Origin of the sequence: Gordonia ajococcus (genome assembly GCF_012974285.1) — a bacterium.
Classification (GTDB): domain Bacteria; phylum Actinomycetota; class Actinomycetes; order Mycobacteriales; family Mycobacteriaceae; genus Gordonia; species Gordonia amicalis.
The window spans coordinates 4,141,689-4,165,853 of the sequence record NZ_CP052884.1; the positions used below are offsets into that span (position 1 = coordinate 4,141,689).

A 24,165-nucleotide genomic window follows, 5' to 3' on the forward strand; every position below is an offset into this window, starting at 1 on the left:
ACGGATCAGCAACAGGTTTCGCTGAGCGAAACCTACTGCTGACTCACCCGCTGCGCGTTCGCGCGTCTCAGACTCCGGCGCCCGACCAGCCCGGGAACGACGGGCCGGGAGACGTCAGGTCTCCCATGTCACCGCAGATACTCGGGTCGGGCATCGGTTCCCGCCCCCACTTGTCAGGCCCCGACCCCCGTGGCGCCCACGAATCCGTGTACTCCGACACCCACCAATCTCCGAATACGTCATAGCCGGGAAACAGGCTGGGACCGGGCCGGGTTTCGGGCGGCGACTCGCCCTCACGATGGAACGTCAGACGGTCGACCGCCACGAACCTGTCGCGGGCATCGGGGACATTCTCCGAATCGAAATAGGGCGGAAAACTCGCTTCTTCGGTGCTCACCTGCCCGGATGTGCACACAAGCGCGACAGCAGAGTTGTCGCCGAGGTCACGAACGTCGGCAATCTTATAGATCTCATCCACCGTCTGGTAGTCGTTGCTGCCCAGAGGCGGCATCCAATCCTTGCGCCCAGGAATCGCGTCTTTGATGCCTGGAAACTCACCGTCAACATCCCAGTCGAAGAGTAGTAGGGTTTCTCCTTCGATCACCCCACGAATGAACGTCCCCGTCGGGGATGACAGGTCGACAGCACCGTCCTCACGCCAGCGCATTCTCCACTGCAAACGGTCTGCTGCCCGCGCTTCCGAGGGGGACATAGATCGGACCGAACCGGACGCGGTATTGCCCGAAGAGCCCGAGGATGAGGATGTACCGATGTCGCTGCAGGCAGTCACGAGCCCAAGGCACAGCAATGCTACTGCGACAACGTCAGCGCGGCGCACGGTCCACTACCTCCATGGACTGGTCGGAATCGTTAATGGTCGGATCTTCGAGTGATTCACCGAAGTGGTCGTTGTATTCGAAACGAGTACTTTCCGCGCCAATTTCCTTCGAGAACCTCGTGAATTCTCGACCGTTGGCCTCAACCTTTTCCAGGTCGATAGACCCGTCTGGCTTCACAAATGTTATCGAAGCACCGTCGCGAGCTATCCACGCCTTGCCCCAGAGGTCTGGTCGATCCTCGAGGTAGCCAGACGTCACCTGTACCACGCGGTCTTGGCCGGCGGTCAATTTGTCGAGGCTGGTTCCCAGGTTCTCAAGCTCTGTCTTCCATGCAGCTTCGTTGTCCTGCGGATCGGCAGTCGGCAATGAAATCTCATCCATCTTCACGAGTGGCACGGCCAGGCCGGCGACCTCGGAAAGCCCAGGCACTTTCAACCCGCCAGCAGCCAAAAGCCCTCCGGCCGAGTCGATCAGGAAGGACTTCTCGTTGTACTCCCGCAATCTCTCCCACTGGTCGTTGTCGGCGAGGGTTGAGAGCGCGTTGGTCAACCCGTCGTCCATTGACCTGTGTATTTTGGCAGCGGCAGTGGCGAGCTCCGAGTTGTCCGGGTCGCTGCCGTACTCGTGCGCGAGGAAGTTCTCCCAGTGCACGGCTGCGCTCAACGCAACTCGACCCGCACCGGGATCCGTGGAGAGCACCCCGATGAGTTTCGAGAACTCCACCGCGTCTTCGAGCGGAGCGGCTGTGTGGTTGACCAACACCCCATCCGGAGCACCGGCGAAGTTACCGAAATACGGCGCGAGGTTCTTGGCAAGTACCTGCGACAGCAGGGCATTCCGGTCACCGAAGGTTTCGTACTTGTTGTTTCCTGCTGAGTCTCGTTCGACGACCAGCGAATCGAGTTCGTTCTCGTGTTCGATCAGAATGCGCGCCAATGCATCGGCGGCCCTACCACCGAGCTGTCCCTCGTACCCCTCGGATGGTGCCGCCGCCCCGATCCAATCGAAAAGATCTCTGCCGCCCGACAAGTCACCTTCCGCACCGAGTTTGGCACCGTCGACAGACCACCGTTCAGAAAGGATGTTCAGCACGTGCGCGTCGGCGTCGTACTTATGCCCTTCAGCAACTGTCACGCTCATCCGCTCCCCGGTCAGGAAATCTGTGACGGCTTGCCGGTCGTGACTCGAGTTGGTGAGCATCGAGCTCGCGAGCTTTCGAACGTCCTCGACGCGCTGATTCTCGTCGTACAGACCAAAGAGCTTGTCGTCGCCGTCCGGTAGAGCTCCGACGATCTCAGAGGACTGCTTGAGCATCCCGCGGTCGACGTCGGTGCCCAACTGCAGACCACGGTCGGTCCGGTCACTCAAGATTGTGTTGAGTGCCTTGAAGTCCTCGAGACGCGGCACCCCCGCGAAGGAGTAGGGGAATCCGGTCGACGTTCCTGCTGTCGTGTGCTTTATCGGATTCTCGCGTAGCAGCGACACAACCGAGCCAGGCAAACGGTCCAGGCCGCCAGTCGAGCCCGCTTTCGTGTGCACATTGGGACTCGACATGATGCGGAACGCGTCTCCGAGCAGACCGGGCGCGGCGTTGTGAACTTTGAGGAGGTCGTCCATGTTCGCCGTCTCGAGCTCGGTCATGATATTGCTCAAATAGTTGTACTGCCCCTGGGAGATCTCCGTGACTTGCCCTTCGCGGAGCGCTTCAAGCTGGCCGGGACTCAGGCATGTCGCTCGCCTCAGACGCTCTCGGCCCGCCGGCGACAGCTTGCCATCCTTGAGTGCCTGCAGGTCTATCTCGGACTGGCGGATGCTGAGTCCCGCTGTGACGGGTGTTAGCGTCCTGATGAGTTCTTCTGCTTCGCTGATCGCGCGCTTCGTGTCCACGTCAGCCGTGTGCAGCTCCTGCGCAAGCCTCTGCAGCCGGATGGTCTCGTTGGTCGCTTCCTCACCCCGGATGCGGCGAGCTTCGGCTATCTCGGACAGCGCGGTGGAGTCGCCCTCGTTGCGCTTCTCTTCGGAGGCGTAGTCGCGCAGATCACGAACGGTCCAATCATCTTCGACTGAGAACAGGTCGTTCTCGAGATTGGACGCTGAGGTGTTGAGGTTCGCGACCATCGGGGCCATCCGACTGCTGCCAGACGTGAACGCTTCGCCGAGTTCCTCGACTGCGTCCGCAACCCGGGTCATCTGCGTTTTCTCCCAGTCCGCGCGGGTCACCGCTCCGTCACGCGCGACCCCTTTCCAATCGAGGCCTGTTACCTTCGCGTGGAGTTCCCCGGCTTTCCTCTCGATCGCGGCCGACACCGGAACCAATGCGGACGCGGCATGAGCGAGAATCTCGGGGTGCGCGTCGCGGACAATACTTCGAGTCTTTGCCGCCATCACTCAGGACGCTGGTTGAGATTGCCGAGTGACTCCAGTAGCCGAGCGGCGACGTAGTCGGCATTGACCACCGCGCTCGAGGCAGATTTCAGAGCATCACCGAACTGCTCGTGTCGACCCGCAATTGTTGTCAGAGCCTGCCTCACCGACCCGTCGAGGCCATCCGTGGCTGATGCGGTCTCGAAACCCGCCAGCGAGTTACGGATAGCTCCGAACGTCGGCGACTCGATCCGCCGAATCGACGTCCCGTACGAATGCAAGTGCCTCGCTGCGTCCGCGAGACTGCTCGGGTTCACCTCTACAGGCTTCGGTGTCACTCGTCCCCCACCCAATCGCATGGCCACGAGGTGGCCACGATCAGCACAAATGTCTTCGCGATCCTAACCCTGCCAAGACAGGGGTGCACTCAGGTACTCCACAATGCCGATCGCGGCCGTCAGGAACCGCTTCCGACTCGGAGCCCACACAGTCAGCAATAGGTTTCGCTCAGCGATACCTATTGCTGATCGAAGCGACTACCCCCGCGCGGCGATTCGCGCCTGGACCTCGGGGCGTCGAAGCGGCGGGACCGTCTTGGGCGGCTGGCGACGCTCGGGAAGGGCGTCGAGCAGGGTGCGGGTCGCCGCCGTGACGGCGACGACCGCGGCCTCGAAGGCCTCGACGTTGGCCGGCGACGGGTGCCGAACGCCGCTCACCTTCCGTACATACTGTCGCGCCGCCGCCTCGACCTCGTCGGCCGTGGCGGGCGGTTCCAGTCCGCGGAGTTCGGTGATGTTGCGGCACATGGCGGTTCCCTTCGCAGGTGGCATCTCCTGCGGTCGTCGCCGGCCGGACCGGTCTCAGTCACCGATCTTGACGACCGCCTTACCCAGGATCCGCCCTTCGGCGAGATCGGTCAACGCCTCGGGCAGCTGATCGAGCGAGTAGGTGACGTTGACCTGCGGGGTCATGCCGTCGGCGATCATCTGAGTGAGTTCCTCGTGCAGCTTCGCCGGGAGGTTCAGCTCGGGATGGGTGCGCACGTACTCGCCCCAGGCCGCGCCGACGACGGCGATGTTGCGGAAGAGCACGCGGTTGAGCTTGACCGTCGGGATCCCGCCCGCAGCGAAACCGACCACGACGTAGCGACCGTCGGGGGCGACCTGGCGCAGCGCCTCGTCGAAGACCTCACCGCCGGACGGATCGATCATGACGTCGACACCTTTGGGTGCGACCTCCTTGAGCTTGTCGCCCCAGCCCTCTTCGAGCTGCACGATCTCGTCGGCGCCCGCACTGCGCAGCAGTTCCTCGGCACCCTTGCGGTGCACGATGGCGACGACCTTCGCACCCATGGCCTTGGCGACCATGATCGACGCGGTGCCGACGCCGCCGGCGGCACCCAGCACGCCGACGACCTCACCGGGCTGGGTGTGCGCGCGGGTCTTCAGCGCGAACAGCGCGGTCTGGTAGTTGATGCCCATCGCGGAACCCTGCTCGAAGCTGAGTCCCTCGGGCAGGGGCAGCAGCTGTTCCGGCGCGGCCGCGACCTGCTCGGCGAAACCGCCGACGATCGACGCGACGAGGACCTTGTCCCCCACCTTCACCGACGATCCCTCGGGCGCCGACCGCACCACTCCCGCGACCTCGGTCCCCGGGGTGAACGGGGTGGGCACGCGGAGCTGGTACTTGCCCTGGCTCATCAGGAGGTCCGGGAAACACACACCGCACGACTTGACGTCGACGACGACCTGGCCGTCGGCGGGAGTGGGGTCGGGGACGTCGGTCAACTCGAGTCCGGAGGGGCCTGTCTCTGCGCTGAGTACCTGAGCTTTCATATCGCTCACCCTACGCGGCGCCCCTCACACACCCGATAGGATCTGTGCCATGTCACAGTCCACGGCGCCGTCGCCGAACGCACCGTCCCCCGAACGTCGCCGAGTCGCCGACGAGGCGCCGGGCTTCATGCCGCTCGACGAGGCACAGACGCTGTTCGAGATCGCCGGAGAGTATCTGTCACAACCGGATTCGACGAAGGTCGGCATCGAGATCGGCACCTATTGCGGAAAGTCCACGGTCTTCCTCGGTTCCGCCGCCGAGGCGAATGACGCAGTCATCGTCACCGTCGACCATCACCGCGGTTCCGAAGAACACCAACCAGGTTGGGAGTACCACGACGAATCCCTCGTGGACCCGCACACCGGAACGCTCGACACCTCGGCGCGCTTCCGCCGCACCATGTTCGACGCCGGGCTCGAGAAGACCGTCGTCGGACTCCTCGCACCGTCGACCGTCGCCGCCCGGATCTGGGGCAAGCCCGCCGACTTCGTGTTCATCGACGGCGGCCACAGCATGGAGGCCGCCCAGAACGACCTCGACGGCTGGGCCCCGTGGGTGCGTATCGGCGGGGCCCTCCTGATCCACGACGTCTTCCCCGATCCCGCCGACGGCGGACGCCCGCCCTACGAGATCTACTGCCAGGCCCTGGAAACCGGTCAGTTCACCGAGGTCCGGGCCGAAGGCTCGCTGCGCGTGCTACGACGCGACTCCGGCGTCGTCGGCGCACCGCTGGCCGGCTAGCGCCTTCCCGCGTAAGGATTTCCCTCCCGAGCGACCAGTTCCCTGCCGCTGATCGAGTCCGATCAGCGGCAGGGAAACGGTGCCGCGCGAAGATCGATTACCGAAAACAGTTGCGGCCTCCGGCTATTGGGACTCGTACTGTTCCAGCATCGCCCGCGCCTTGCCGAGGACGTCGGGATACCGCTTCAGGTGGGCGCCACCGTTGACGTCGAAGGCAGCCCCGGTGATCCACCGCGCCTTGTCGGAGGCGAGAAAGACGACGGTGTCGGCGATCTCGGCTGGTTCGCCGCTGCGTCCGAGCGGGGTGTTCTCGATGTACTCCTCGGTGAGTCCGGGGACGAATCCGATTCCCTCGGTCAGCGGCGTCGACACCAGACCCGGCGACACGGCATTGACCCGTATCCCCCGGTCCGCCAGTTCCAGGGCAGCGACCTCGACGAGCATCAGGACCCCCGCCTTCGACGCGCAGTACGACCCCATCCCGGCGCCTGGCTGCCGACCGTTGAGCGAGGCGATACAGGTGATCGAGCCGCCGTCGGCGATCCGACGGCCGGCGTGTTTGATCACCAGGAACGTACCGGTGAGGCAGACGTCGAGGGTGTGACGCCAGGCGCTCAAGTCGAGTTCGGTCAGGGTACCCGGATCCGACAGGCCCGCACAGTTCACCACCGTGTCGAACTCCCCGACCGCGTCGAAAGCGGCGACCACCGAGTCTTCGTCGGTGACGTCGAGACGCAACGCACGGACCGTGTCACCCCGCTCGGCGGCGACTCTCTCGGCACGCTCGGCGTCGACATCGGCGACGACGACCTCCACTCCGTCGGCCGCCAGCGCGTCGACCGTCGCCAGCCCGATACCCGACGCCCCGCCGATGACGATCGCGCGCTTCACCGGGCACTCACGGTCTTGTCCGCGAGGTGGCGGGTGAGGAACGAGACCGCATGTCCGACACACGGTTCGAACCAGTCGTTGCCCTCGAAGACGTCGAAGTGATCACACGGATAGTGCCTGACCTCGGCGCGCGCCTTGAAAGCCGTCTTGGCTGCCGCCTGCGGCGGCGCGGCCGAGTCGTAGTCGGCGATCTGGACGAGCACCGGGGCATTGAGGTCGCCGACATGCCTTGTCGGCCCGGAACCCGCCGATCTCCAGACCGACCGACGCGTCGACCTCGTTGCGCCACGACGGTCCGGCAATGGCCAGGTAGCTCTCCAGGAATCCGGGGGCGGTCAGTGCCGCATCGCGGTCACCCGGCTCGCCGACCACGCGCATCATCTTCGGGCCGCGCCCCAGCTTCGACGACACGGCACTCGCCACGGCCGACGCGGTGGAGCGCGCGATGGCCGCACCTCCGACCTGGTCATAGGCCACGCGACCGGCGGCCAGACCGTTGACGAGCGGGATCACCGAGACCACCGCGGCGATGTCGAGACGACCGCTCGCGACCGTCAGCGCATGACCGCCCGATTGCGAAACACCTCAGAGGATCACCCGATTCGGGTCCACACCGGCTTGCTTCTTGGCGGCCACGATCGCGGCCCGGTAGTCGTCGGCCTGGCGTTCCAGCGAGATCTGCTGCCGCGGTTGCCCATCCGAGAGACCGAAACCGCGGTAGTCGAAGGCGAAGACGGCGAGTCCGGCCTCCGAGAATCGCTGTGCGAACGGCGCGAGACCCGAATCCTTGGTGCCCGCGAAACCGTGCGCCATCACGACGACGGGGCGTTTGCCGTCGATCTCGAAAGGCGAGCCCGACGAACCGGCGAAGAACCAGGCGTCGCATTCGGTGCCCGCCGACGGGAAACGGACGGTCTGCGCTCCGGACGGTGCGGTCATGCGGTGGCCTCCGTTCCCGAGACGCTTGCGACAGGAACGTTGTCCGCCACTCCCGCCCAGGTCATCGGCCCCTCTTCCTGCGCGCGGCGTCGGCCGTTGGGGATCTCCTTGGTACGCATGTTGTGTTCGTACGGGTAATGGTCGAGCTGCTGGGTGTGGCGTGCGCTCTGCACCATGTGGCCGGTGAAGAACTGCGTGTCCGCGGCTATCGTCTCCCGCATCTCCGCCACCGATGGTGGGCGATAGTGTCCGGTCGCGTACGCGCCGATGAGGCGCGCCTGGCATTCGACGAACGGGAACAACGTCGGGACCGCCTGTGCGAATCCGGCGAAGACGAGGTCGTCGATACCCGGGTAGAACATCCGCTTGTACAGGTCGATCCGGTTGTCCGGCGCGCTGATGAAGTCGGGGTCGAAGAACGGGAAGGTGATGTTGTAACCCGTTGCGTAGATGATGATGTCGAAGTCGTCGGAGGTGCCGTCGTCGAAGTGGACCGTCGACCCGTCGAGGCGACTGACATTCGGCTTCGCGATGACGTCACCGGAGCCGAGACGCAGCGGCAGCTCCACCGATTGTGTCGGGTGTGCCTCGAAGAACTTGTGATTCGGCGTCGGCAGACCGTAGTCCTCGGGACGTCCGGCGGTGATCGGCTGCATCATCTGGACGAACTTCCGCTGCCACGACATCGGGATGTGGGGGGAGGTCTTGTAGTACTTGTCGGCGGGTTTGCCGCCGAAGTACTTCGGCACGATCCAGGCCCCGGACCGGGTGGACAGCGTCAGCTTGTTGTCCAGCGCCTTCGACGACAGTTCGACCGCGATGTCGGCCGCACTGTTCCCCAAGCCGACGACCAGGATCCGCTTGCCCGAGAAGTCATGTGGCGTCCGCGGATCGATGTAGTGATGTGCGTGCATCTCGATGCCGTCGAACTCGCCCGGGAAGTTCGGGAAACGCGGGTCCCAGTGATGTCCGTCGGCGACGACGAGGAGGTCGAACCGGCGTCGTTCACCGTGCTGGGTCTCCAGCTCCCAGCCGCCGCCGTCGAGCCGGCGTGCATGTTCGACGCCATTGGTGAACTCGATCGAGGGGATGAGGTCGAAGGCCTCTGCATAGGCGTCGAGGTAGGCCTTGATCTGCGTGTGGTGCGGGAAGTCGGGATACTCGTCCGGCATCGGGAAGTCGCGGAAGGACAGCTGGTGCTTGGAGGTGTCGATGTGCAGCGACCGGTAGGCACTGCTGTGACCGTTCGGATTGCCGAACGCCCAGTTGCCGCCGATGCGGTCGGAACTCTCGAAACACGTGTACGGGACGCCGTAGTCGGTGAGCATTTTGCCTGCGGTCAGACCGCTGATCCCGGCGCCGATGATCGCGGTGGTCGGTAAGCGCACGCTTCCCCCTCTGGACAGACATCAGTTCTGGACAAACATCGGGTGTAGACACAATCTGGTTTGTGTCTACACGATGGCCGGGACCGTGTACACAGATTCCGCGAACTGTCTACGGCCTTGTTAGTCTTCGCCGGAGCACACACGCCACAACGAGCAACGCAGACCGCAGAGCAACGCAGGAGAACCCGTGATCGAGACAACCAACCCGTCGGTTCACGACCGCCTGCTCGACGCCACCGCGAAGTTGCTGGCGGACAAAGGTATTCGCGCCACCACGATGCAACAGGTCGCCGAGTCGGCCGGGGTCTCCCGAGCCTGGCTGTACCGGCACTACCCGGACAAACCGTCCATGATCGGCGCCACCATCGTGCGACTGACGGAATCGTTCTGGCGGGACGCACGGACCGCGCTCGACGACATCGGCGATCTCGCCGGTCAGCTGACCGCCGGTGTGCGGATCGGCCGTGGCGCCTACGACGACCCCGGCACCCTCCTGATGCGGCTGCGTACCGAGGAGCCGACAGAGTTCGCCGAATGCGCGGGCGTCGGCGTCGTGAAACTGGTCCCCGACCTCGCCGGCTTCTGGTTCCCCTACGTCGAGGCGGCCGCCGGCCGCGGCGAGATCCATCCCGCGCACGATCTGCACGAGGTCGCCGAATGGGTTGCGCGCGTGTTGATCAGCCTCGGAACCACGCCGAGCGAGACCATCGACATCGACGACGCCGGACAGGTCCGGCGCCACCTCGACCGTTTCGTGATGCCCGGCCTGCGCACCGACCCCGGCGCCTGACGGACCGCTAGACGACCGCCGGTGCGAGCTCGAGTTTGCCGGCCAGCTTGGCCAGGTATCCGCTGGCGCGCTCGACCGAGTCGTCGGGAAGGCCGTACAGCACGGTCGTGACACCGATCTCGCGCCACTTCTCGAGCTTCTCGGCCACCGGCTTGAAGTCGAGGACGACGACCTGCGGGTCGCCGTCCCGGCCGGCGTCGGCCCAGATCCGCTTGAGCAGCGCCACCGAACCCTCGATGTCGTCTTCGCCCGGCGTGGTGATCCAGCCGTCGGCGCTGCGGGCGATCCACTTGAAGTTCTTCTCCGTGCCGGCTCCGCCGACCTGCACCGGAATGTGCGCCTGCGTCGACTTCGGCCACGCCCAACTGGGACCGAACCTGACGAATTCGCCGTCGAACTCGGCTTCCTCCTGCGTCCACAGCGCCCGCATCGCCTCGAGGTACTCGCGCAGCATGGTCCGGCGACGCTTCGGTGGCACGTGGTGGTCTTCGAGCTCGTCGAGGTTCCACCCGAATCCGACGCCAAGGGTCACCCGGCCACCGGAGAGGTGGTCGAGCGTCGCAATGGTCTTGGCGAGGGTGATGGGATCGGACTGCACGGGAAGAGCCACCGCAGTGCCCAGTCGAATCCGCTCGGTCACCGCGGCTGCGGCCGCGAGTGACGTCCACGGGTCGAGGGTTCGCATGTACCGATCGTCGGGCAGGGTCTCGTCACCGGTCTGCGGATGCGCGGCGTCGCGACGAGTGGGGATGTGCCCGTGCTCGGGGACGTAGTACGACGCGAAGCCGGCGTTCTCGATCAGCGGCGCCAAGATGTGCGGCATGAGGCCACGATCACTGGTGAACTGTACGATTCCGAAATCCATGAGGGCCTCCCCGGGCGCCGTTGCTGCGCCCTCATCAGAATCGGACGGTTGACTGGACACCAGTCTAGGTGATGGGCGCCACAGAGGCCAGGGGTTCAGACCCTTCGAGGCTCGTCGCTTGCGCTCCTCGCACCTCAGGGAGCGACGGTCCGGCTAGGGCGCGACAACGAGCCGTTGCCGGACATCACGGAAGATCCCGTTGGCGACGCTGGTGCGGCTCACGGCATCGGCGGCCAGGACGACAGCCGCCGAGGTCCAGCAGCTCTTCTCCACCGGCCAGCGCTTGCCGTCCGCGAAAACCAGTCCCGTCCAATATGATCCGTCGGGATCGCGCAGGTGCTGTATGGACGCGATCAGCTCGACCGCATCAGCTGTGTCGCCCAGCGCGTCGAGAGCCAGTGCCAACTCGCAGGTTTCGGCGCCGGTGACCCAAGGGCGGTGGTCGACGCACCGCACACCCTTGCCGGGGACGACGAACTGGTCCCAGCGACGGGCGATCAGTTCCTGACCCTCCTGGCCGCGCACCGCACCGCCGAGGATCGGGTAGTACCAGTCCATCGAATGTTCGGACGGGGGCGTGAAGATCTCCCACTCGTCCCGCACGGTGTCGGCGCGGATCACATCCCCGAGCCTGGTGTGGGCGACGATCCAGTCCTCGTCGGGCTGATCCATCTGACCGGCGATCCGGATCGCACAGTCCAGAGCCTGAAAGATGCTGGAGTTGCCCGTGATCAGAGCTTCACCGAACATGGCGCCGGTGCGGTGGTCGCCACCCCACCGGTACGCGCCGTCCTCGCGCTGGAATCGGAGGACGCAGTCGATCGCCGACCAGACCACCGGCCACATCCGTTGCAGGAAGCCATCATCCCCGGTGATCAGGTAGTGATGCCACACCCCGACCGCGATGTAGGCGCAGAAGTTGCTGTCGGTGCCGGCATCCTCGACCTTGCCGCACACGGTGCGGATCGGCCAGGAACCGTCGGCTCGCTGCTTGCGCCGCGACCACTCGTAAGCGGCCTCGGCCTCGGCGTGAAAACCGGTGACCGACAACGCCATCGCCGATTCTATGTGATCCCACGGATCGGTTTGCCCGCCGGGGAACCACGGCAGTGCGCCGGATTCCTCCTGCATGCCGACGATCGCTGCGCCCGTGGCGCGCATCTGCTCGGCGGTGACCACTCCAGGGACAGCCGGAGCGACCGTCATGAAGACGCAGCAGTCTCGGGCTTACGGAGATACAGGGCCACGGACTTCCCGATGAACGGGTTGAGCACCTGCTCACCCACCCGGGTCAGCCACGGCTTGCTCATCATGTCCCAGACGAGCAGCTGATGGTAGCCCTTGACCAGCGGGTTGTCGTTGTTCTCCACGCCGACAGCACATTTCAGCCACCAGTACGGAGCGTGCAAAGCGTGTGCGTGATCGGTGCCGGTGACCTCGAGGCCCGCCGTGCGCAGCTTGCCGGCCAGTTCGGAGGCCTTGTAGATGCGGACGTGTCCGCCCTCTACCTCGTGATACTCGTCCGACAGGGCCCAGCAGACCTTCTCCGGCCAGTACCGCGGCACCGTCACCGCGGCCACCCCACCGGGCTTGAGAACGCGAACCATCTCGCTGATCGCGCCCTCGTCGGACGGAATGTGCTCCAGGATCTCCGACATCAGCACCACATCGAAGCTGTTGTCCGCGTACGGGAGACGCAGTGCGTCACCGACCTCGGCGCGCGCCTTGGCCGAAGCGGGCACATGCCCCTCGGCCGTCATGGCGTCGAACATCTCCGCGACATCGGCCATGTCGCTCTCCGACATGTCGAAGGCGATGACATCCGCTCCTCGCCGGAACATCTCGAAGGAGTGTCGGCCCTGACCCGCCCCGATGTCGATCGCCTTGATGCCCGGGCCCACGCCCAGACGGTCGAAGTCAACTGTCAGCACTCGATGTCCCTTCTGTTGCTCGCCGGTGTCCGGCCAGCACGGTTTCGTAGTGGGCCGCCGTCTTCGCGGCCACCGCCACCCAGCTGTAGTTCTCCTCGGCCCGGCGCCGTCCGCCCGAGCCCAGACGGGCCCGCAGCTCGGCGTCGTCGAAGAGTCGACCGATCGCCTGCGCCAGACGCCCGGAGTCCCGCGGCGGAACCAGCAGCGCGGCTTCCTCGCCCGTACCGACGACCTCCGGGATCGCGCCGGCGCGAGTGGCCACCAGCGGTGTGCCACAGCTCATCGCCTCGACCGCCGGCAACGAGAAGCCCTCGTACAGAGACGGCACACACGCAACCTCGGCCGAGGCCAGGAGTTCCGCGATCTCGGAGTCCTCGAGCCCCGAGACCACCGACACCCGATCGGCGATCGCGAGATCCTCGATCATCGCGGCAGACGGTCCATTCGGGTCCAATTTGGACACCAGTACCAGTTGCACCTCGTCGCGTTCGGCGGCGAGCTTCGCCACCGCCTCGAGCAGGTACGACACCCCCTTGAGAGGTGCGTCTGCACTGGCGATGCTGACGATGCGTCCCGGTACGCGTTCGGTTCCGGGCGTGAAGATCTCGGTGTCGACGCCGAGCGGAATCGTCGTGATACGGCCCGACGGGATGTCGAAGGCCTTGCGGATGTCGACCTCGCTGCTACGGGAGACGGTGAGCAGTTCCGGGATCCGGCGCGACACACGTCCCTGCATACGCAGGAAGGAATGCCACCGCCACGCAGTGATCTTGCGCCAGCCCTTGGCCGCGCGGACCGCGAGGGTGCGGTCCCGCGTGATCGGGTGGTGGATCGTCGCGATCAGCGGGAAGCCCGCCTTCTGGATGTCGAGCAATCCGTAACCGAGACACTGGTTGTCGTGCACGATGTCGAAGTCGTCGCGCCGCTCCTTCAGCAACCGGGCGACCCGGAGGCTGAAGGTGAGCGGCTCGCCGAAGCTCGCCGTCCACATCGATCCGACCTCGAGCAGGTCGATCCAGTCGCGGTACTCGCTCAGTCCCGGGGTACGGAAGGGGTCCGGCTCGTCGTAGAGCCCGAGGCTCGGCACCTTGGTGATCGTGACACCGGCGTCAATCGCCGACTGGTCCAGTTCCGGGTACGGCTGCCCCGAGAAGATCTCGACGCTGTGCCCGAGAAGCGCGAGCTCTCGGGACAGATGACGGACGTACACCCCCTGCCCACCGCAATGAGGTTTGCTGCGGTAGGACAGCAGTGCAATCCGCACGGTTACTGCGCCCCGGCGGTGGCAGCCGCCTCGAACTCGGAGATGCTCACGAACTTCGCACGCGCACGGCCGGCCGCCTTGCCCGCCGACTTCTCGGCGGCGTCGATGGCCTTCCACCCGGCGAGGTCGATGCGGTTGGCACCGCGATCGGCGACGAGCGCGGCGACATCGTCACGCGGGGTCGACGGATCGGCGATCGTGCCGGCGCCGAAGTCGTCGATCACGGCGCGCGCCGTCTCCTGACCACACAGCCGATTCATGCCGATCCCGCCGGTGGCCCCGCGCTTGATCCACCCGGTGACGTACAGGCCCGGCATGACCTCGCCGTCGGCGGCCACCTGGACCCGCCCGCCGGCATTCGGGACGACGCCGCGTCCCTCGTCGAAGGGGAGGTCGGTGACCGGGACGCCCCGGTAGCCGATGGCTCGCAGCACCAGGCCCGTCTCGAGGTCGAACCGCTCATCGGTCGGCGTCACGGCCACTCGCCCGGAGGCGTCGGTGTAGGCATTGCGCACGCACGTCAGCGCGGTCACCTCTCCGTCACCGGCGATCTCCACAGGAGACGTCAGGAAGCGGAAGACGATGCGCTTGTTGCCGGGCGTCTGCGGCCGTTCGGTGAACTCGCGGGCCAGCCGGATCTTGGTTGCGATGGTGGAGTCGAGCGTGTCGTCGGCCAGCGCCGCCTCGGTGGCCGGGTCGAGGGCGAGGTCCTCGGGATCGATGACCACGTCGACCCCCTCGACGTCGCCGAGGGCCAGGAACTCGCTGTTGGTGTAGGCAGCCTGGGCGACGCCTCGCCGGCCGAGCAGCACGACCTCCTTGATGTTCGACTCACGCAGCTTCGCCAGGGCGTGGTCGGCGATGTCGGTCTTGGCCAGCTCGTCGGGATCGGTCACGAGGATGCGTGCCACGTCGAGCGCCACGTTGCCGTTTCCGACCACCACCGCGCGCTCCGAGGACAGGTCGACATCGAGGTCGGCGAAGTCCGGGTGGCCGTTGTACCAGGCGACGAACTGGGTGGCCGCGACGGAGTTGCGCAGGTCCTCCCCCTCGATGCCCAGCCGCTTGTCGGTGGCGGCACCCACCGCGTAGATGACCGCGTGGTAGCGCGCGACGAGTTCGTCGTGGCTGATGTGCTTGCCGACCTCGACGTTGAGGTAGTAGTCGAAGTTCTTCTTGGCGGCGACGGACGCGAAGGTCTTCTCGACGCCCTTGGTGGCGGCGTGGTCCGGGGCGACGCCCGCGCGGACCAGGCCGTAGGGCGTGGGCAGGCGATCGAACATGTCGACCTTGATGCTCTGCTTGCGCACGAGTTCCTCGGCGGCGTAGAAGGCGGCCGGCCCGGCGCCGATGATCGCCACGTGCAGCTCCTTGTCGGGCAGCTGCGGCGACTTGCGCGGCGGGACGAGCCCGCCCTCGACGTCGTGGTCCTTGTAGTAGTCCGCGTTGATCTGCAGATACGGCTCGTCGCGCTCGGTGAGCTGATCGTCGGGGACGATCGCCTCGACCGGGCACTCGTCGATGCACGCGCCGCAGTCGATGCAGGTCTCCGGGTCGATGTAGAGCGCCTCGGCCGTCAGGAATTCCGGCTCGTCGGGCGTCGGGTGAATACAGTTCACCGGACACACGCTCACGCAACTCGCGTCGTTGCAACATGGCCGGGTAATCACATGCGCCATCTGCTGTTTCCTCGTAATCCAATACGTAGAACGTGTTCTAGTTTCGGCCTTGACTGTACCTTAACTGCAAAGATACCTGCGACCCATTGAAGGGACTCGAGTGAGCCAGGTTACTTCAGGTGTACAAGCGGGATCATTACCGGCCCGCAAGGACGGCGCCCGGTTCTACCAGGCGCAGTACCGGGTCCGGACCGGTGATGTCGATCAGGACATGCGGGTGCGGCTCGACGCCGTCGCTCGGTACCTGCAAGACATCGCCAACGACAACCTCGAGGCCACGGAGTTCGGCAAGACCGAACCGTTCTGGATCGTCCGGCGAACCGTCATCGACGTCATCCGGCCGATCTCCTGGCCCGGGACGGTGACCGCCCAGCGCTGGTGCGGGGCCCTGTCGACGCGGTGGACCAACATGCGGGTGCGTCTCACCTCCGATCACGAGACCAACCGGTTCAATCCCGACCCGCGTCCCGAGGGCCTGATCGAGACCGAGGCGTTCTGGATCAACGTCAACGACAAGGGCGTGCCCTCGCGGCTGTCGGACGAGGCCTTCGAGATGCTGTCGTCGATGACCGACGAACACCGTCTGCGGTGGAAGTCGATGAACCCGGAGAAGGCTCCGGCCGCCGAGGACATCCCGTTCCCCGATCGCGAGCACGTCCTGCGCATCACCGACTTCGATCCGTTCAAGCACCTCAACAACGCCGCCTACCTCGAGGCCATCGAGGACGAGCTGGTCGAACACCCCGATCTCGTCGACATGCCGCACCGGGTGGTCATCGAGTACCTGCGGCCCATCGTCCCCGGGACGCGCCTCACCCTTCGTCGCGTCCGCGAGGGCGACCAGCTGACGGTGTGGCTGCTGGTACCAGGGTCCGGCGACGAGCTGGTCGTTGCCGCGAGTGTGGTGGTGGCGCCGCTACCGGCCTGAGGCGCGGCGCTACTGACCGCCCTGGAGGAGCAGTTCCATCAGCTTGATCGGGGCTGCGCACGGGTCCCCCTGGGGCGCACTGCGGGGTTCGACGAACCAGGTGAAGATCCCCCGGCTGGGCGCCCGCGCGGTGACCCCGCAGACGCCCGGACGGTCGGGACTGCGCTGGGTGAAGGCGGACTGGCTGGCGACCTTGATGTTCTCGGTCTGGAATCCGAGCTTCTTCGCCGTCTCCTTCTCGAGGTTGACGTTGCCCCATTCGAACCAGTTGAACGTCACGCTGACGACGTCGGTGGCACCGGACACCAGCCAACGGCAGATGGCACCGCTGAAGGATCGCTCGGCGAATCCACCGCCGGCCACGACGTCGGCGATCATGGCGTCGGGGAGCACGTCGCATTCGAGGAGCAGCTTGTCGAACTGATCGGTGTCGATGTCACTGCTGCCGGACTGTCCGGCGGCGCCCACCGGCACCGGCTCACCGTCGACCGTTCGTGCACACCCGGCGAGCGCGGTCAGGCCGAGGAGAAGGGCGATGAGAACCGCCAGCGGCCGCCTCATGACGCACGCTCGATCGACAGTGTCGCCAGCTCCCGGGCGGCGTCGCAGATCTGCTCGATCGGACGGGCCTGCTGTGCGTCGCCGCGGATGGACCATTCGAAGAAGTCGGCCCCGAAACCGATACCGACCTCACAGATCTGACCGGACTGGGTGTAGCCGATGAACCCCTGATGACCGTCGATCTCGAGCTTGTTCGTGACATCGCGCGACAACTTGACGTTGGCCTCTTCCCGGCCGATGGGTGAACCCCGGTACCAGTTGAACGAGGCGACCGCGCCCGTGCGCGAGCCGGTGGTGTCCCACTCACAGACCGAGGTGTTGTTGACGGTCTCGGTGAGCCCGCCGAAACCGGTGATCCGGGTGACCTCGTCCAGCGTCACCCCACCGCATTTGCCGAAAAACGGTCCGGAGCCCGCCTGGGCGGGGGCCTCCGGGGTGTTCGGCTTGTTCGGGTCGGCCGGCGCGTCGTCCGAACAACCGCCGACCAGCAGCACGACGACGGCGAGGAGTGCGACGAGGAAGCTCGAGTCGCGGAGCCGATCGAGTTGTCGCCGTTCACGTTTGGTGGGCCTGCCGGCGCCGCGGTCACGACGGGGCTGGCTCGCGAGGATCTCCTTGGGCGGAGGTGGCGGGGACCGGTCGACGAAACATTCGGCGGCCATCGGCGCGGACACCCGCTTGTTGATCGTCTTGATCACCTCGACGATGCGTTCGCGCCCGGCCAGACGGACACGGATCTCGTCGCCCGGAACCACGGGCTGAGCGGGCTTCGCGGTTACGCCGTTGACCCGCACATGGCCACCCCGGCACGCCGCACCCGCCGCGGATCGGGTCTTGGTCAAACGGATCGCCCAGATGTAGGCATCGACGCGCGTGGACATGGTCAGCGACCCGGCCGCCCGGCCGCCGGGCCGTGGTGACGACCCGAATAGTCGATCATGTGCCCGCACTCCCTTCACCCGCGTGCGCCCGCCGCCGACGCGCACGGCGTCGCGGTCGAGCTCAGTGGCCACCACTGTAGCCGCGCCCGCCGTCGAGTCGCGGTTTCACCGCGCGGGCGACGTGCTCACCGTTTGCGGGTCAACAGATACACTCCGCCGCCGACGGCGAGGACGGCGAACAGGATCGCCAGGAACGTCTGGTCGAGCAGCAGCAGGACCACGAACACGGCGATGCCCGGCGAGACCGCGACCAGGCTCATCACCGGATGCTCCCGGACGACCTCCGACACCGCTCTGCTTCTGTCGCGATCGATCGCCATCACGACCTCCTCATCGGCTCCGCGTGGCGTCCAGCCCCGCTTTTCGTCCAGAGTAGTGGTCGACGCCCCGGCACGGATCGAGTCCAATGCCGGGGCGCCGGTCTGAGGGGCGGCCGGTGTCAGGCCGCTTCTGCGCCGGAGCTGCTCGACGAGTCCGAGCCCGAGTCCGATGCGCTGGCGGAGTCGGTGTCCGAACCCGCGTCGCCGCCGGCGTCCGGACTCGCGTCGCCGCCGCTGTCCGAACCGGCGCCGTCGGAACCGGAACCGCTGGAGCCGCTGCCCGATTCACCGCCGTCGTCGGTGCCCGAACCGTCGTCGTTGCCCGCACCGTCGTCCGAGCCCGCACCGGTGTCCTCGGCGTCCACCGCGGTTTCGGGGGCGCGGTGCTTGCCCTCGTAGGTGGCGCGATGCTTGCCGACGTATTCCTCTTCCTCGACGACGTCGCTGCCCGACTCGCCGGTCTCGGGGGCAGCGAGCTCGGGGGCTTCGGTGTCCGCAGAGGTGACCGACGCGAACCCGGCGGGGGCCGAGGCCGCGACCCGGGCGACGGTGTTCGACTGCGGGATCACCGCGTCGTCGGTCGCCGGGATACCGAAGGGGAACTCGTAGCTCGGTATGTGGATCACCGGGACGATCTCGCCGGTGTCGAGCTGACCGAAGGAGATGACCGGGCGGCCGAGACGATTGGGCCGGAGTTCGCCGTTCACCTCGACCAGGGGACGGAAGGTGACCGTGGAGCCGAGCCAGTCGACGGTGATCGGCCCGGTGAAGCCGTAGTCGCTGGTGAGGCGGAGGAAGTTGCCGCTGAGCAGGCCGTGGTCGCCCCCGACACTGAGCCGGGCGAAGTCCTTGGAGAGGGAGAACCAGTCTCCGTCGAAGTCGACACCTTCGCCGCCGAGCAGCGCGGACGCCAAGCCGGACAGGATCTCGAGACCTGCGCCGCCCAGTACGCCGGTCGGGTCCGCCAGGAGCGCAGTCGGGTCGGTGAGCGCGAACTGCACCTCGCCGTTGGGCTGCTGGTAGCGGAAGTCGAAGGTTCCGGCGACATTCGCACACGCGCCGACGCCGTCGGCGTAGCCGGCGGTGAGTCCGCCGTAGCAACCGACGCCCGTGATCCCCGGGATGGTGGCCAGAGGCTTGCCGAGAACGGTCACGTCGAGATCGCCGGTGTTCCACGCGTGGGCCGAACCGATCACCGCGAAGGCGAACGCCGACCGGCCGTCGCTGGCCCCGGCGGTCGCGATGCTCAGCGGCAGGTAGGAGACGGCGGTGGCATCACCGTCGCGGTATGCGAGTGCAAACTGAAAACCGTTGCCCTTGACCGTCGCCGAGCCGGTGGTGTCGGGTTCGGGTGTGATCTCGAAGGGCAGCTCCGTCTGGAAGATCGGCACGAGAATGACGTTCGCGGCATCCTTGATCCACTGCGGAATACCGTCGTAGAGCTCCTTGAACGAGCCGTACACGCCGACCGGGACCAGCTCGAGGCTGTCGGGCAGCACGACCGCGACGCCGAATCCACCGAGGTCGGTGGACGAATCGGAGCAGTCCGCTCCCCCATTGCCACCGCCCGATGCGCAGAGCTCGATCCGCCACGCCTCGACGAGCTCGGCCAGAGCCTCGTTGTTGATGTCGGCGAAGAGGTCGCCCAGCGGATTCGTACCGTACTCGTTCTTCAGGTCCTTGATCTGGTTCGCCAGACCGGAGCCGGTCGTGGGGGTCGGCCACAACGACAATGCCTCTGCCGCGGCCGGTTCCATCGCCTGTCCGGCGCCGATCGCGGCGACCGTGGCGAGCGCGGCAGCACCCGCGACGACGCGGTGCTGGCGCTTCTGCTTGCGGTCCGCGCGGCGCGCGACCTTCTCCGAACGCTGAGTTCCGTTCCGCCCCATGCTGGTCACTCGTCCAACTTTCTTCTCCCACCCCTTGCGCTGAGCAAGTTAAGCACCGGGGATCGAAAATTGGTAGCCGACGCGGCGCCACGGCACGGAAGCGACCTGCTGGACAAACGACCAGGTCGGAAGGTTTGCGCGAGACGGATGCGGCCGCCCGGATCCGTATGACGTCGAACCCGGATACCGGGCTCGACGTCATACGGATGAGATGCGGGTGGGCGAGGTCGGGACTACCAGCGGTCGCGGTCGAGTTCCGTTCCGGCAGCACCGGCGTCGGCCGCGCAACCGAAGCCGACGATCCACCGCGCCGGTCCCGTCTCGCCGGCGGCCACCTCGACCTTGCCCAGCATCATCGGTTCCGGCAGAGCGGCGAGGAACTCGCCGAGCGCGGCCGGCGACAACCGCCAGATCTCGCCCCGAATGGCCCGTCCGGCAGCAGGATCGCGGATCAGGCCCGGTTTCGGCGGGATGGTGTCGAGCGCTACGAGTCGGTAGGTCGGGGTCGTGGTGATCTCGCCCGCCCATCGGGCGCCACGCTCGCTGAGCTCGTGGGTGAGCGGCCCGCCCCGCATGTGCGCGCCGAAGACCGCGAGCTCGATCGACTCCGCGGTCTCCACCCACGACGCCCGGATGTCGGGAGCACCGAGGAACCGGCCCGCCACGTCGACGAGGACCGCATCCTCGTGTGCCGTGCCCAGGAAGGTGACGCCGAATTGCGCCTCGGTCCCGTCGGTTTCGGATACGACGCCGCTCGGGACGGCGAGGCCGCAGAGATCGAACAGATTGCAGAAGTTGGTGTACGTGCCCATCCGGGAGTTGACGCCGACCGGGTCGTCGGCGACCTCGGCGATCGTCGGGTGCGCCGGCGCGGTCGGGACCATCAGCACGGTGGCGTCACCCCACTCCTCCATGGCCTCCGTCCGGAGTTCGGCAAGGCGGCGGCGCGCGCGGAGGAGATCCACGGCGGTGAATCGGGCTGCGGCACCGATGATCCCGGCTACGGTGGGGTCGAGCCCGGCATCGTCCGGGTCCGCCGAGTCCAGGAAGTCACCGACCGCGTCGTGCCGTTCGGCGACGAGCGCGTCCTCATACAGAAGTTTCGCAGCCGCCAGGAAGGGCGACAGGTCGACGGTCTTGATCACGAGTCCGGCAGCCTCGGCCCGCAGCACCGCCTCGGCGAACGCGGCGCGCCAGGCCTCGTCGAGTTCAGGCAGGTCGGCGGGCACGGCGACCACAGGACGTTCCGGTGCGGCCAGCGGCGCCGACGAGCCGAACGGCCTCGGGCCCTGCGCTGCAGCCATAGCCGACATGGCGCGGTTCGCCAGTGGGAGGTCGGCGGCGAAGATCGTGACCGTGTCATAGCTTGCACACGCCGGCACGACGCCGTCGGTCGAGATCGCCCCGACCGTCGGCTTGACGCCGACGAGCCCTTGTAGGCCCGCGGGTACGCGGCCCGATCCGGCGGTGTCGGTGCCGATCGCTATGTCCGCGAATCCGAGCGCAACCGCCACCGCAGATCCCGAACTCGAACCGCCCGAGATGCGATCGGGTCGTCGCGAATCACGCACGGCGCCATGAGGACTGCGCGTTCCCACGAGTCCGGTCGCGAACTGGTCGAGGTTCGTCTTCCCGATCACCACGGCACCGGCCGCCCGCAGTGCCGCGACCGCGGGTGCGTCTGCGGTCGGCGTGGAGGCGTAGCCCGGGCAGGCCGCGGTGGTCGGCAGCCCGGCGACGTCGACGTTGTCCTTGACCGCGAGGATCGTGCCGGCCAGCGGCCCGCCGGACGCGAGTGCCGCATCGAACTCGGCCGCGACGTCCGCCTGCGGACGCAACGTGATGAACACCTCGGGACGGTCCGCCGCGGCGATCCGGGTGTAGACCTCGTCGACCTTGCTCATGCCACTCGCTCCTCGTTCCCCACGCCGACCACTGCCGTCTCGGCGCCGTTGCCGTCGTCGGCGAATTCACCCTGCGCCGACCATCTCTGACGCTCCTCGGCCCGGGCGATCTCCATCTTCTCCCGCCGAGAGGCGATGTCGGCGGCATTGTCTTCGAGGTACTGCTGGTGTTCTGCCAGCGAGAAGACACCGTCGACGATCTTGGTACTGTCCCCGCGGCCGGCAGCGACGTCGGCGCGCATGTCGAGGAGTTCCTCGGCACTCACCGGGTACCAGTGGATACGGTCGAAGAAGCGCAGCAACCATGGGTGTTCGGGATCGAAACCGGGAGCCGGCTGCGGGTGGCGATGGTTCCACACCTGCGTGGTGCGTCCGACGAACTGATAGCCGCCGGGACCCTCCATTCCGTAGATGCACAGGTAAGCACCGCCGATGCCGACCGCGTTCTCCGGCGTCCAGGTCCGCGCCGGGTTGTACTTCGTCGTGACGAGCCGGTGGCGGGGGTCCAGCGGAACCGCCACCGGCGCACCGAGATACACGTCGCCCAGGCCGAGTACCAGATAGCTGGCGTCGAACACGGTGCGATAGACGTCGTCGACGGAGTCGAGGCCGTTCATGCGGCGGATGAACTCGATGTTCCACGGGCACCAGGGAGCGTCGGAACGCACACCGAGCATGTAGCGTTCGATGGCCTCCCGGGTGGCCGGGTCGTCCCACGACAGCGGCAGGTGAACCGTTCGGCTGGGCACCACGAGATCTTCGGCGGCGGGAAGCTCGCTCTCGCATTCGGCCAGCCATTCGAGCATCTGCGTCTGTGACCACACATCCGGGTCCGCTTTCACCTGCAGCGACCGGATGCCGGGCGTGAGATCGATCAGACCCCGGGGCTCTTCGGCGGCGATGCGCTCACTCAGCGCGTGCACACGTGCCCGGAGCGCCAGGTCGAGCTGCATCTCGCCGTATTCGACGAGGATGTTGTCGTCTCCGGAGCGGCGGTACGTCACCGACGTCGACCCGTCGGCGGTCGTCGTCGAGCCGAGGATTCCGTTGTCGGCGTCGCCGCCCGAGGACAGGACGTCGACGAAACTGGCGCGCCGGCCGAGGCCGGTCTCCTTGGGCGAGGCGGTCTCCGCACTGCGCACGGCCACGAAGCGGATCGTGTCACCGGGCTTGAGCTGACCGAGCTTCCACCGCTGGGCGGTCACGACCGTCACCGGGCACACGAATCCGCCGAGGCTCGGCCCGTCGGGTCCGAGAAGGATCGGTGTGTCGCCGGTGAAGTCCAGGGCACCAACGGAGTACGCGTTGTCGTGGATGTTCGACGGATGCAGTCCGGCTTCGCCGCCGTCATTGCGCGCCCATCGCGGCTTGGGACCGATCAGCCGGATGCCCGTCCGGTCGGAGTTGAAGTGCACCTCGTAATCGGTGGCGAACAGGTCGGCGATGTCGGCCTCGGTGAAGAACTCGGGTGCGCCGTGCGGACCGACGGTCACCGCCAGTTGCCAGGTGTTGGTCAAGGCGGGCTGCTCGTCGCCGAGGATGCGCCGCGCCGGACCGGTCGGACCGCCCAGCAGTGCGAGCTGATCGCCCGCCGCGAGCGGCCGGCCGTCGAGTCCACCGAAACGCCCCATCGTGAAGGTCGAACGGCTACCGAGATAATCCTCCGCGTCGAATCCGCCCGACACCGCGATGTATGCCCGCATGCCCAGCGACCCGACGGTACCCACGTCGAGGACGTCACCGGCAGCCACCGAAAACGGAACCCATTGCGGCACGGGCCGTCCGTTGAGCGTCACGGCGACCGGCGCACCGGTGACCGCCACGACGGCCCCGGCCTCGAAGCGCAGTGCCGGACCCATGAGGGTGATCTCGAGGCCGGCCGCCGCCTCGGGGTTGCCGACCGCGAGGTTGGCGAGCCGGAACGACAGGTCGTCCATCGGCCCGGAGGGCGGTACCCCGACCTTCCAGTACCCGGTACGACCGGGCCAGTCCTGGATGGTGGTGAGCGGGCCGGACCGCAGGACGGTGACGGGGGCCGGCGTGGGGGCCCCGATGGAGGCAGACATGGTGTGGTCCCTCGGTGAGTCGGTGAGCT

20 protein-coding genes and 1 pseudogene are annotated in these 24,165 nt (G+C 66.7%); 3 read left to right on the forward strand and 18 right to left on the reverse strand.

Features of this window, described 5'->3' with window-relative positions:
* Window positions 1–67 precede the first annotated feature (67 nt).
* The 4 genes from GAA2_RS18765 to GAA2_RS18780 form a co-directional block, all read right to left on the reverse strand.
* Entirely contained in the window at window positions 68–604 is a 537-nt protein-coding gene (locus GAA2_RS18765; protein WP_232513016.1) for a hypothetical protein, read from the reverse strand.
* A gap of 220 nt (window positions 605–824) precedes the next feature.
* Entirely contained in the window at window positions 825–3,224 is a 2,400-nt protein-coding gene (locus GAA2_RS18770; RefSeq protein WP_096275010.1) for a hypothetical protein, read from the reverse strand.
* Window positions 3,225–3,739: 515 nt separating this feature from the next.
* Window positions 3,740–4,009: a DUF2277 domain-containing protein gene (locus tag GAA2_RS18775; protein ID WP_024497587.1), complete on the reverse strand. Its 270-nt coding sequence runs from the start codon at window positions 4,007–4,009 to the stop codon at window positions 3,740–3,742.
* Window positions 4,010–4,063: 54 nt separating this feature from the next.
* On the reverse strand, window positions 4,064–5,038 hold the full coding sequence (locus GAA2_RS18780; protein ID WP_159404963.1) for an NADPH:quinone oxidoreductase family protein: 975 nt from the start codon (window positions 5,036–5,038) through the stop codon (window positions 4,064–4,066).
* 49 nt (window positions 5,039–5,087) lie between these two features.
* Between GAA2_RS18780 and GAA2_RS18785 the strand changes: the two genes are divergently transcribed.
* On the forward strand, window positions 5,088–5,780 hold the full coding sequence (locus GAA2_RS18785; RefSeq protein WP_159404964.1) for a class I SAM-dependent methyltransferase: 693 nt from the start codon (window positions 5,088–5,090) through the stop codon (window positions 5,778–5,780).
* A gap of 123 nt (window positions 5,781–5,903) precedes the next feature.
* On the opposite strand, the gene GAA2_RS18790 is transcribed toward GAA2_RS18785, so the two are convergent.
* The 3 genes and pseudogenes from GAA2_RS18790 to GAA2_RS18800 form a co-directional block, all read right to left on the reverse strand.
* Window positions 5,904–6,671: an SDR family NAD(P)-dependent oxidoreductase gene (locus GAA2_RS18790; protein ID WP_159404965.1), complete on the reverse strand. Its 768-nt coding sequence runs from the start codon at window positions 6,669–6,671 to the stop codon at window positions 5,904–5,906.
* Window positions 6,668–7,610 (reverse strand): annotated as a pseudogene (locus GAA2_RS18795) (alpha/beta hydrolase). Before GAA2_RS18795 ends, GAA2_RS18790 begins: the two are co-directional and overlap by 4 nt.
* Complete coding sequence (locus GAA2_RS18800) at window positions 7,607–8,998, reverse strand: flavin-containing monooxygenase (protein WP_159404966.1); 1,392 nt, start codon at window positions 8,996–8,998, stop codon at window positions 7,607–7,609. Before GAA2_RS18800 ends, GAA2_RS18795 begins: the two are co-directional and overlap by 4 nt.
* Window positions 8,999–9,185: 187 nt before the next feature.
* Between GAA2_RS18800 and GAA2_RS18805 the strand changes: the two genes are divergently transcribed.
* Window positions 9,186–9,788, forward strand: a complete 603-nt coding sequence (locus GAA2_RS18805) for a TetR/AcrR family transcriptional regulator (protein ID WP_159404967.1) — start codon at window positions 9,186–9,188, stop codon at window positions 9,786–9,788.
* 7 nt (window positions 9,789–9,795) lie between these two features.
* Here the strand turns inward: GAA2_RS18805 and GAA2_RS18810 are convergent, their stop codons facing one another.
* From GAA2_RS18810 to GAA2_RS18830, 5 genes are all read right to left on the reverse strand, one after another.
* The gene (locus GAA2_RS18810) at window positions 9,796–10,653 is read right to left on the reverse strand and encodes an LLM class F420-dependent oxidoreductase (RefSeq protein ID WP_159404968.1); all 858 of its coding nucleotides are present in this window, start codon (window positions 10,651–10,653) and stop codon (window positions 9,796–9,798) included.
* Window positions 10,654–10,806: 153 nt separating this feature from the next.
* Window positions 10,807–11,859 (reverse strand): prenyltransferase, encoded by a 1,053-nt coding sequence (locus GAA2_RS18815; RefSeq protein WP_159404969.1) that lies wholly within the window; start codon window positions 11,857–11,859, stop codon window positions 10,807–10,809.
* Complete coding sequence (locus GAA2_RS18820; RefSeq protein WP_159404970.1) at window positions 11,856–12,584, reverse strand: class I SAM-dependent methyltransferase; 729 nt, start codon at window positions 12,582–12,584, stop codon at window positions 11,856–11,858. Before GAA2_RS18820 ends, GAA2_RS18815 begins: the two co-directional genes overlap by 4 nt.
* Complete coding sequence (locus GAA2_RS18825; RefSeq protein ID WP_159404971.1) at window positions 12,571–13,848, reverse strand: glycosyltransferase family 4 protein; 1,278 nt, start codon at window positions 13,846–13,848, stop codon at window positions 12,571–12,573. Before GAA2_RS18825 ends, GAA2_RS18820 begins: the two co-directional genes overlap by 14 nt.
* A gap of 2 nt (window positions 13,849–13,850) precedes the next feature.
* Entirely contained in the window at window positions 13,851–15,527 is a 1,677-nt protein-coding gene (locus tag GAA2_RS18830; RefSeq protein WP_159404972.1) for an FAD-dependent oxidoreductase, read from the reverse strand.
* Window positions 15,528–15,627: 100 nt separating this feature from the next.
* On the opposite strand from GAA2_RS18830, the gene GAA2_RS18835 reads away from it, so the two are divergent.
* Entirely contained in the window at window positions 15,628–16,455 is an 828-nt protein-coding gene (locus GAA2_RS18835) for an acyl-[acyl-carrier-protein] thioesterase (protein WP_159404973.1), read from the forward strand.
* A 9-nt stretch (window positions 16,456–16,464) separates the two neighbouring features.
* Here the strand turns inward: GAA2_RS18835 and GAA2_RS18840 are convergent, their stop codons facing one another.
* From GAA2_RS18840 to GAA2_RS18865, 6 genes are all read right to left on the reverse strand, one after another.
* On the reverse strand, window positions 16,465–17,016 hold the full coding sequence (locus tag GAA2_RS18840; protein WP_006436935.1) for a DUF3558 domain-containing protein: 552 nt from the start codon (window positions 17,014–17,016) through the stop codon (window positions 16,465–16,467).
* Window positions 17,013–17,897: a DUF3558 family protein gene (locus GAA2_RS18845; protein ID WP_040004812.1), complete on the reverse strand. Its 885-nt coding sequence runs from the start codon at window positions 17,895–17,897 to the stop codon at window positions 17,013–17,015. The genes GAA2_RS18840 and GAA2_RS18845 overlap by 4 nt, the downstream gene beginning before the upstream one ends.
* A gap of 185 nt (window positions 17,898–18,082) precedes the next feature.
* Window positions 18,083–18,277 carry a hypothetical protein gene (locus tag GAA2_RS18850; protein WP_006436937.1) on the reverse strand — a complete coding sequence of 65 codons (195 nt, stop codon included), beginning with the start codon at window positions 18,275–18,277 and terminating at the stop codon, window positions 18,083–18,085.
* Window positions 18,278–18,396: 119 nt separating this feature from the next.
* A complete protein-coding gene (locus GAA2_RS18855; RefSeq protein WP_159404974.1) occupies window positions 18,397–20,166 on the reverse strand; it encodes a hypothetical protein in 1,770 nt (589 codons plus the stop codon).
* A 233-nt stretch (window positions 20,167–20,399) separates the two neighbouring features.
* Window positions 20,400–22,070: an allophanate hydrolase gene (atzF, locus tag GAA2_RS18860; RefSeq protein ID WP_159404975.1), complete on the reverse strand. Its 1,671-nt coding sequence runs from the start codon at window positions 22,068–22,070 to the stop codon at window positions 20,400–20,402.
* The gene (locus GAA2_RS18865) at window positions 22,067–24,136 is read right to left on the reverse strand and encodes a 5-oxoprolinase/urea amidolyase family protein (RefSeq protein WP_096274618.1); all 2,070 of its coding nucleotides are present in this window, start codon (window positions 24,134–24,136) and stop codon (window positions 22,067–22,069) included. The genes atzF and GAA2_RS18865 overlap by 4 nt, the downstream gene beginning before the upstream one ends.
* Window positions 24,137–24,165: the final 29 nt, after the last annotated feature.

Excerpts from the sequence above, each read along its gene's own strand:
- GAA2_RS18840 (WP_006436935.1), bottom strand. The coding sequence starts at position 17,016 with ATGAGGCGGCCGCTGGCGGTTCTCATCGCCCTTCTCCTCGGCCTGACC.
- GAA2_RS18785 (WP_159404964.1), top strand. The coding sequence starts at position 5,088 with ATGTCACAGTCCACGGCGCCGTCGCCGAACGCACCGTCCCCCGAACGT.
- GAA2_RS18775 (WP_024497587.1), bottom strand. The coding sequence starts at position 4,009 with ATGTGCCGCAACATCACCGAACTCCGCGGACTGGAACCGCCCGCCACG.
- GAA2_RS18850 (WP_006436937.1), bottom strand. The coding sequence starts at position 18,277 with ATGGCGATCGATCGCGACAGAAGCAGAGCGGTGTCGGAGGTCGTCCGG.
- atzF (WP_159404975.1), bottom strand. The coding sequence starts at position 22,070 with ATGAGCAAGGTCGACGAGGTCTACACCCGGATCGCCGCGGCGGACCGT.
- GAA2_RS18865 (WP_096274618.1), bottom strand. The coding sequence starts at position 24,136 with ATGTCTGCCTCCATCGGGGCCCCCACGCCGGCCCCCGTCACCGTCCTG.
- GAA2_RS18815 (WP_159404969.1), bottom strand. The coding sequence starts at position 11,859 with ATGACGGTCGCTCCGGCTGTCCCTGGAGTGGTCACCGCCGAGCAGATG.
- GAA2_RS18770 (WP_096275010.1), bottom strand. The coding sequence starts at position 3,224 with ATGGCGGCAAAGACTCGAAGTATTGTCCGCGACGCGCACCCCGAGATT.
- GAA2_RS18810 (WP_159404968.1), bottom strand. The coding sequence starts at position 10,653 with ATGGATTTCGGAATCGTACAGTTCACCAGTGATCGTGGCCTCATGCCG.
- GAA2_RS18780 (WP_159404963.1), bottom strand. The coding sequence starts at position 5,038 with ATGAAAGCTCAGGTACTCAGCGCAGAGACAGGCCCCTCCGGACTCGAG.
- GAA2_RS18830 (WP_159404972.1), bottom strand. The coding sequence starts at position 15,527 with ATGGCGCATGTGATTACCCGGCCATGTTGCAACGACGCGAGTTGCGTG.
- GAA2_RS18855 (WP_159404974.1), bottom strand. The coding sequence starts at position 20,166 with ATGGGGCGGAACGGAACTCAGCGTTCGGAGAAGGTCGCGCGCCGCGCG.
- GAA2_RS18845 (WP_040004812.1), bottom strand. The coding sequence starts at position 17,897 with ATGTCCACGCGCGTCGATGCCTACATCTGGGCGATCCGTTTGACCAAG.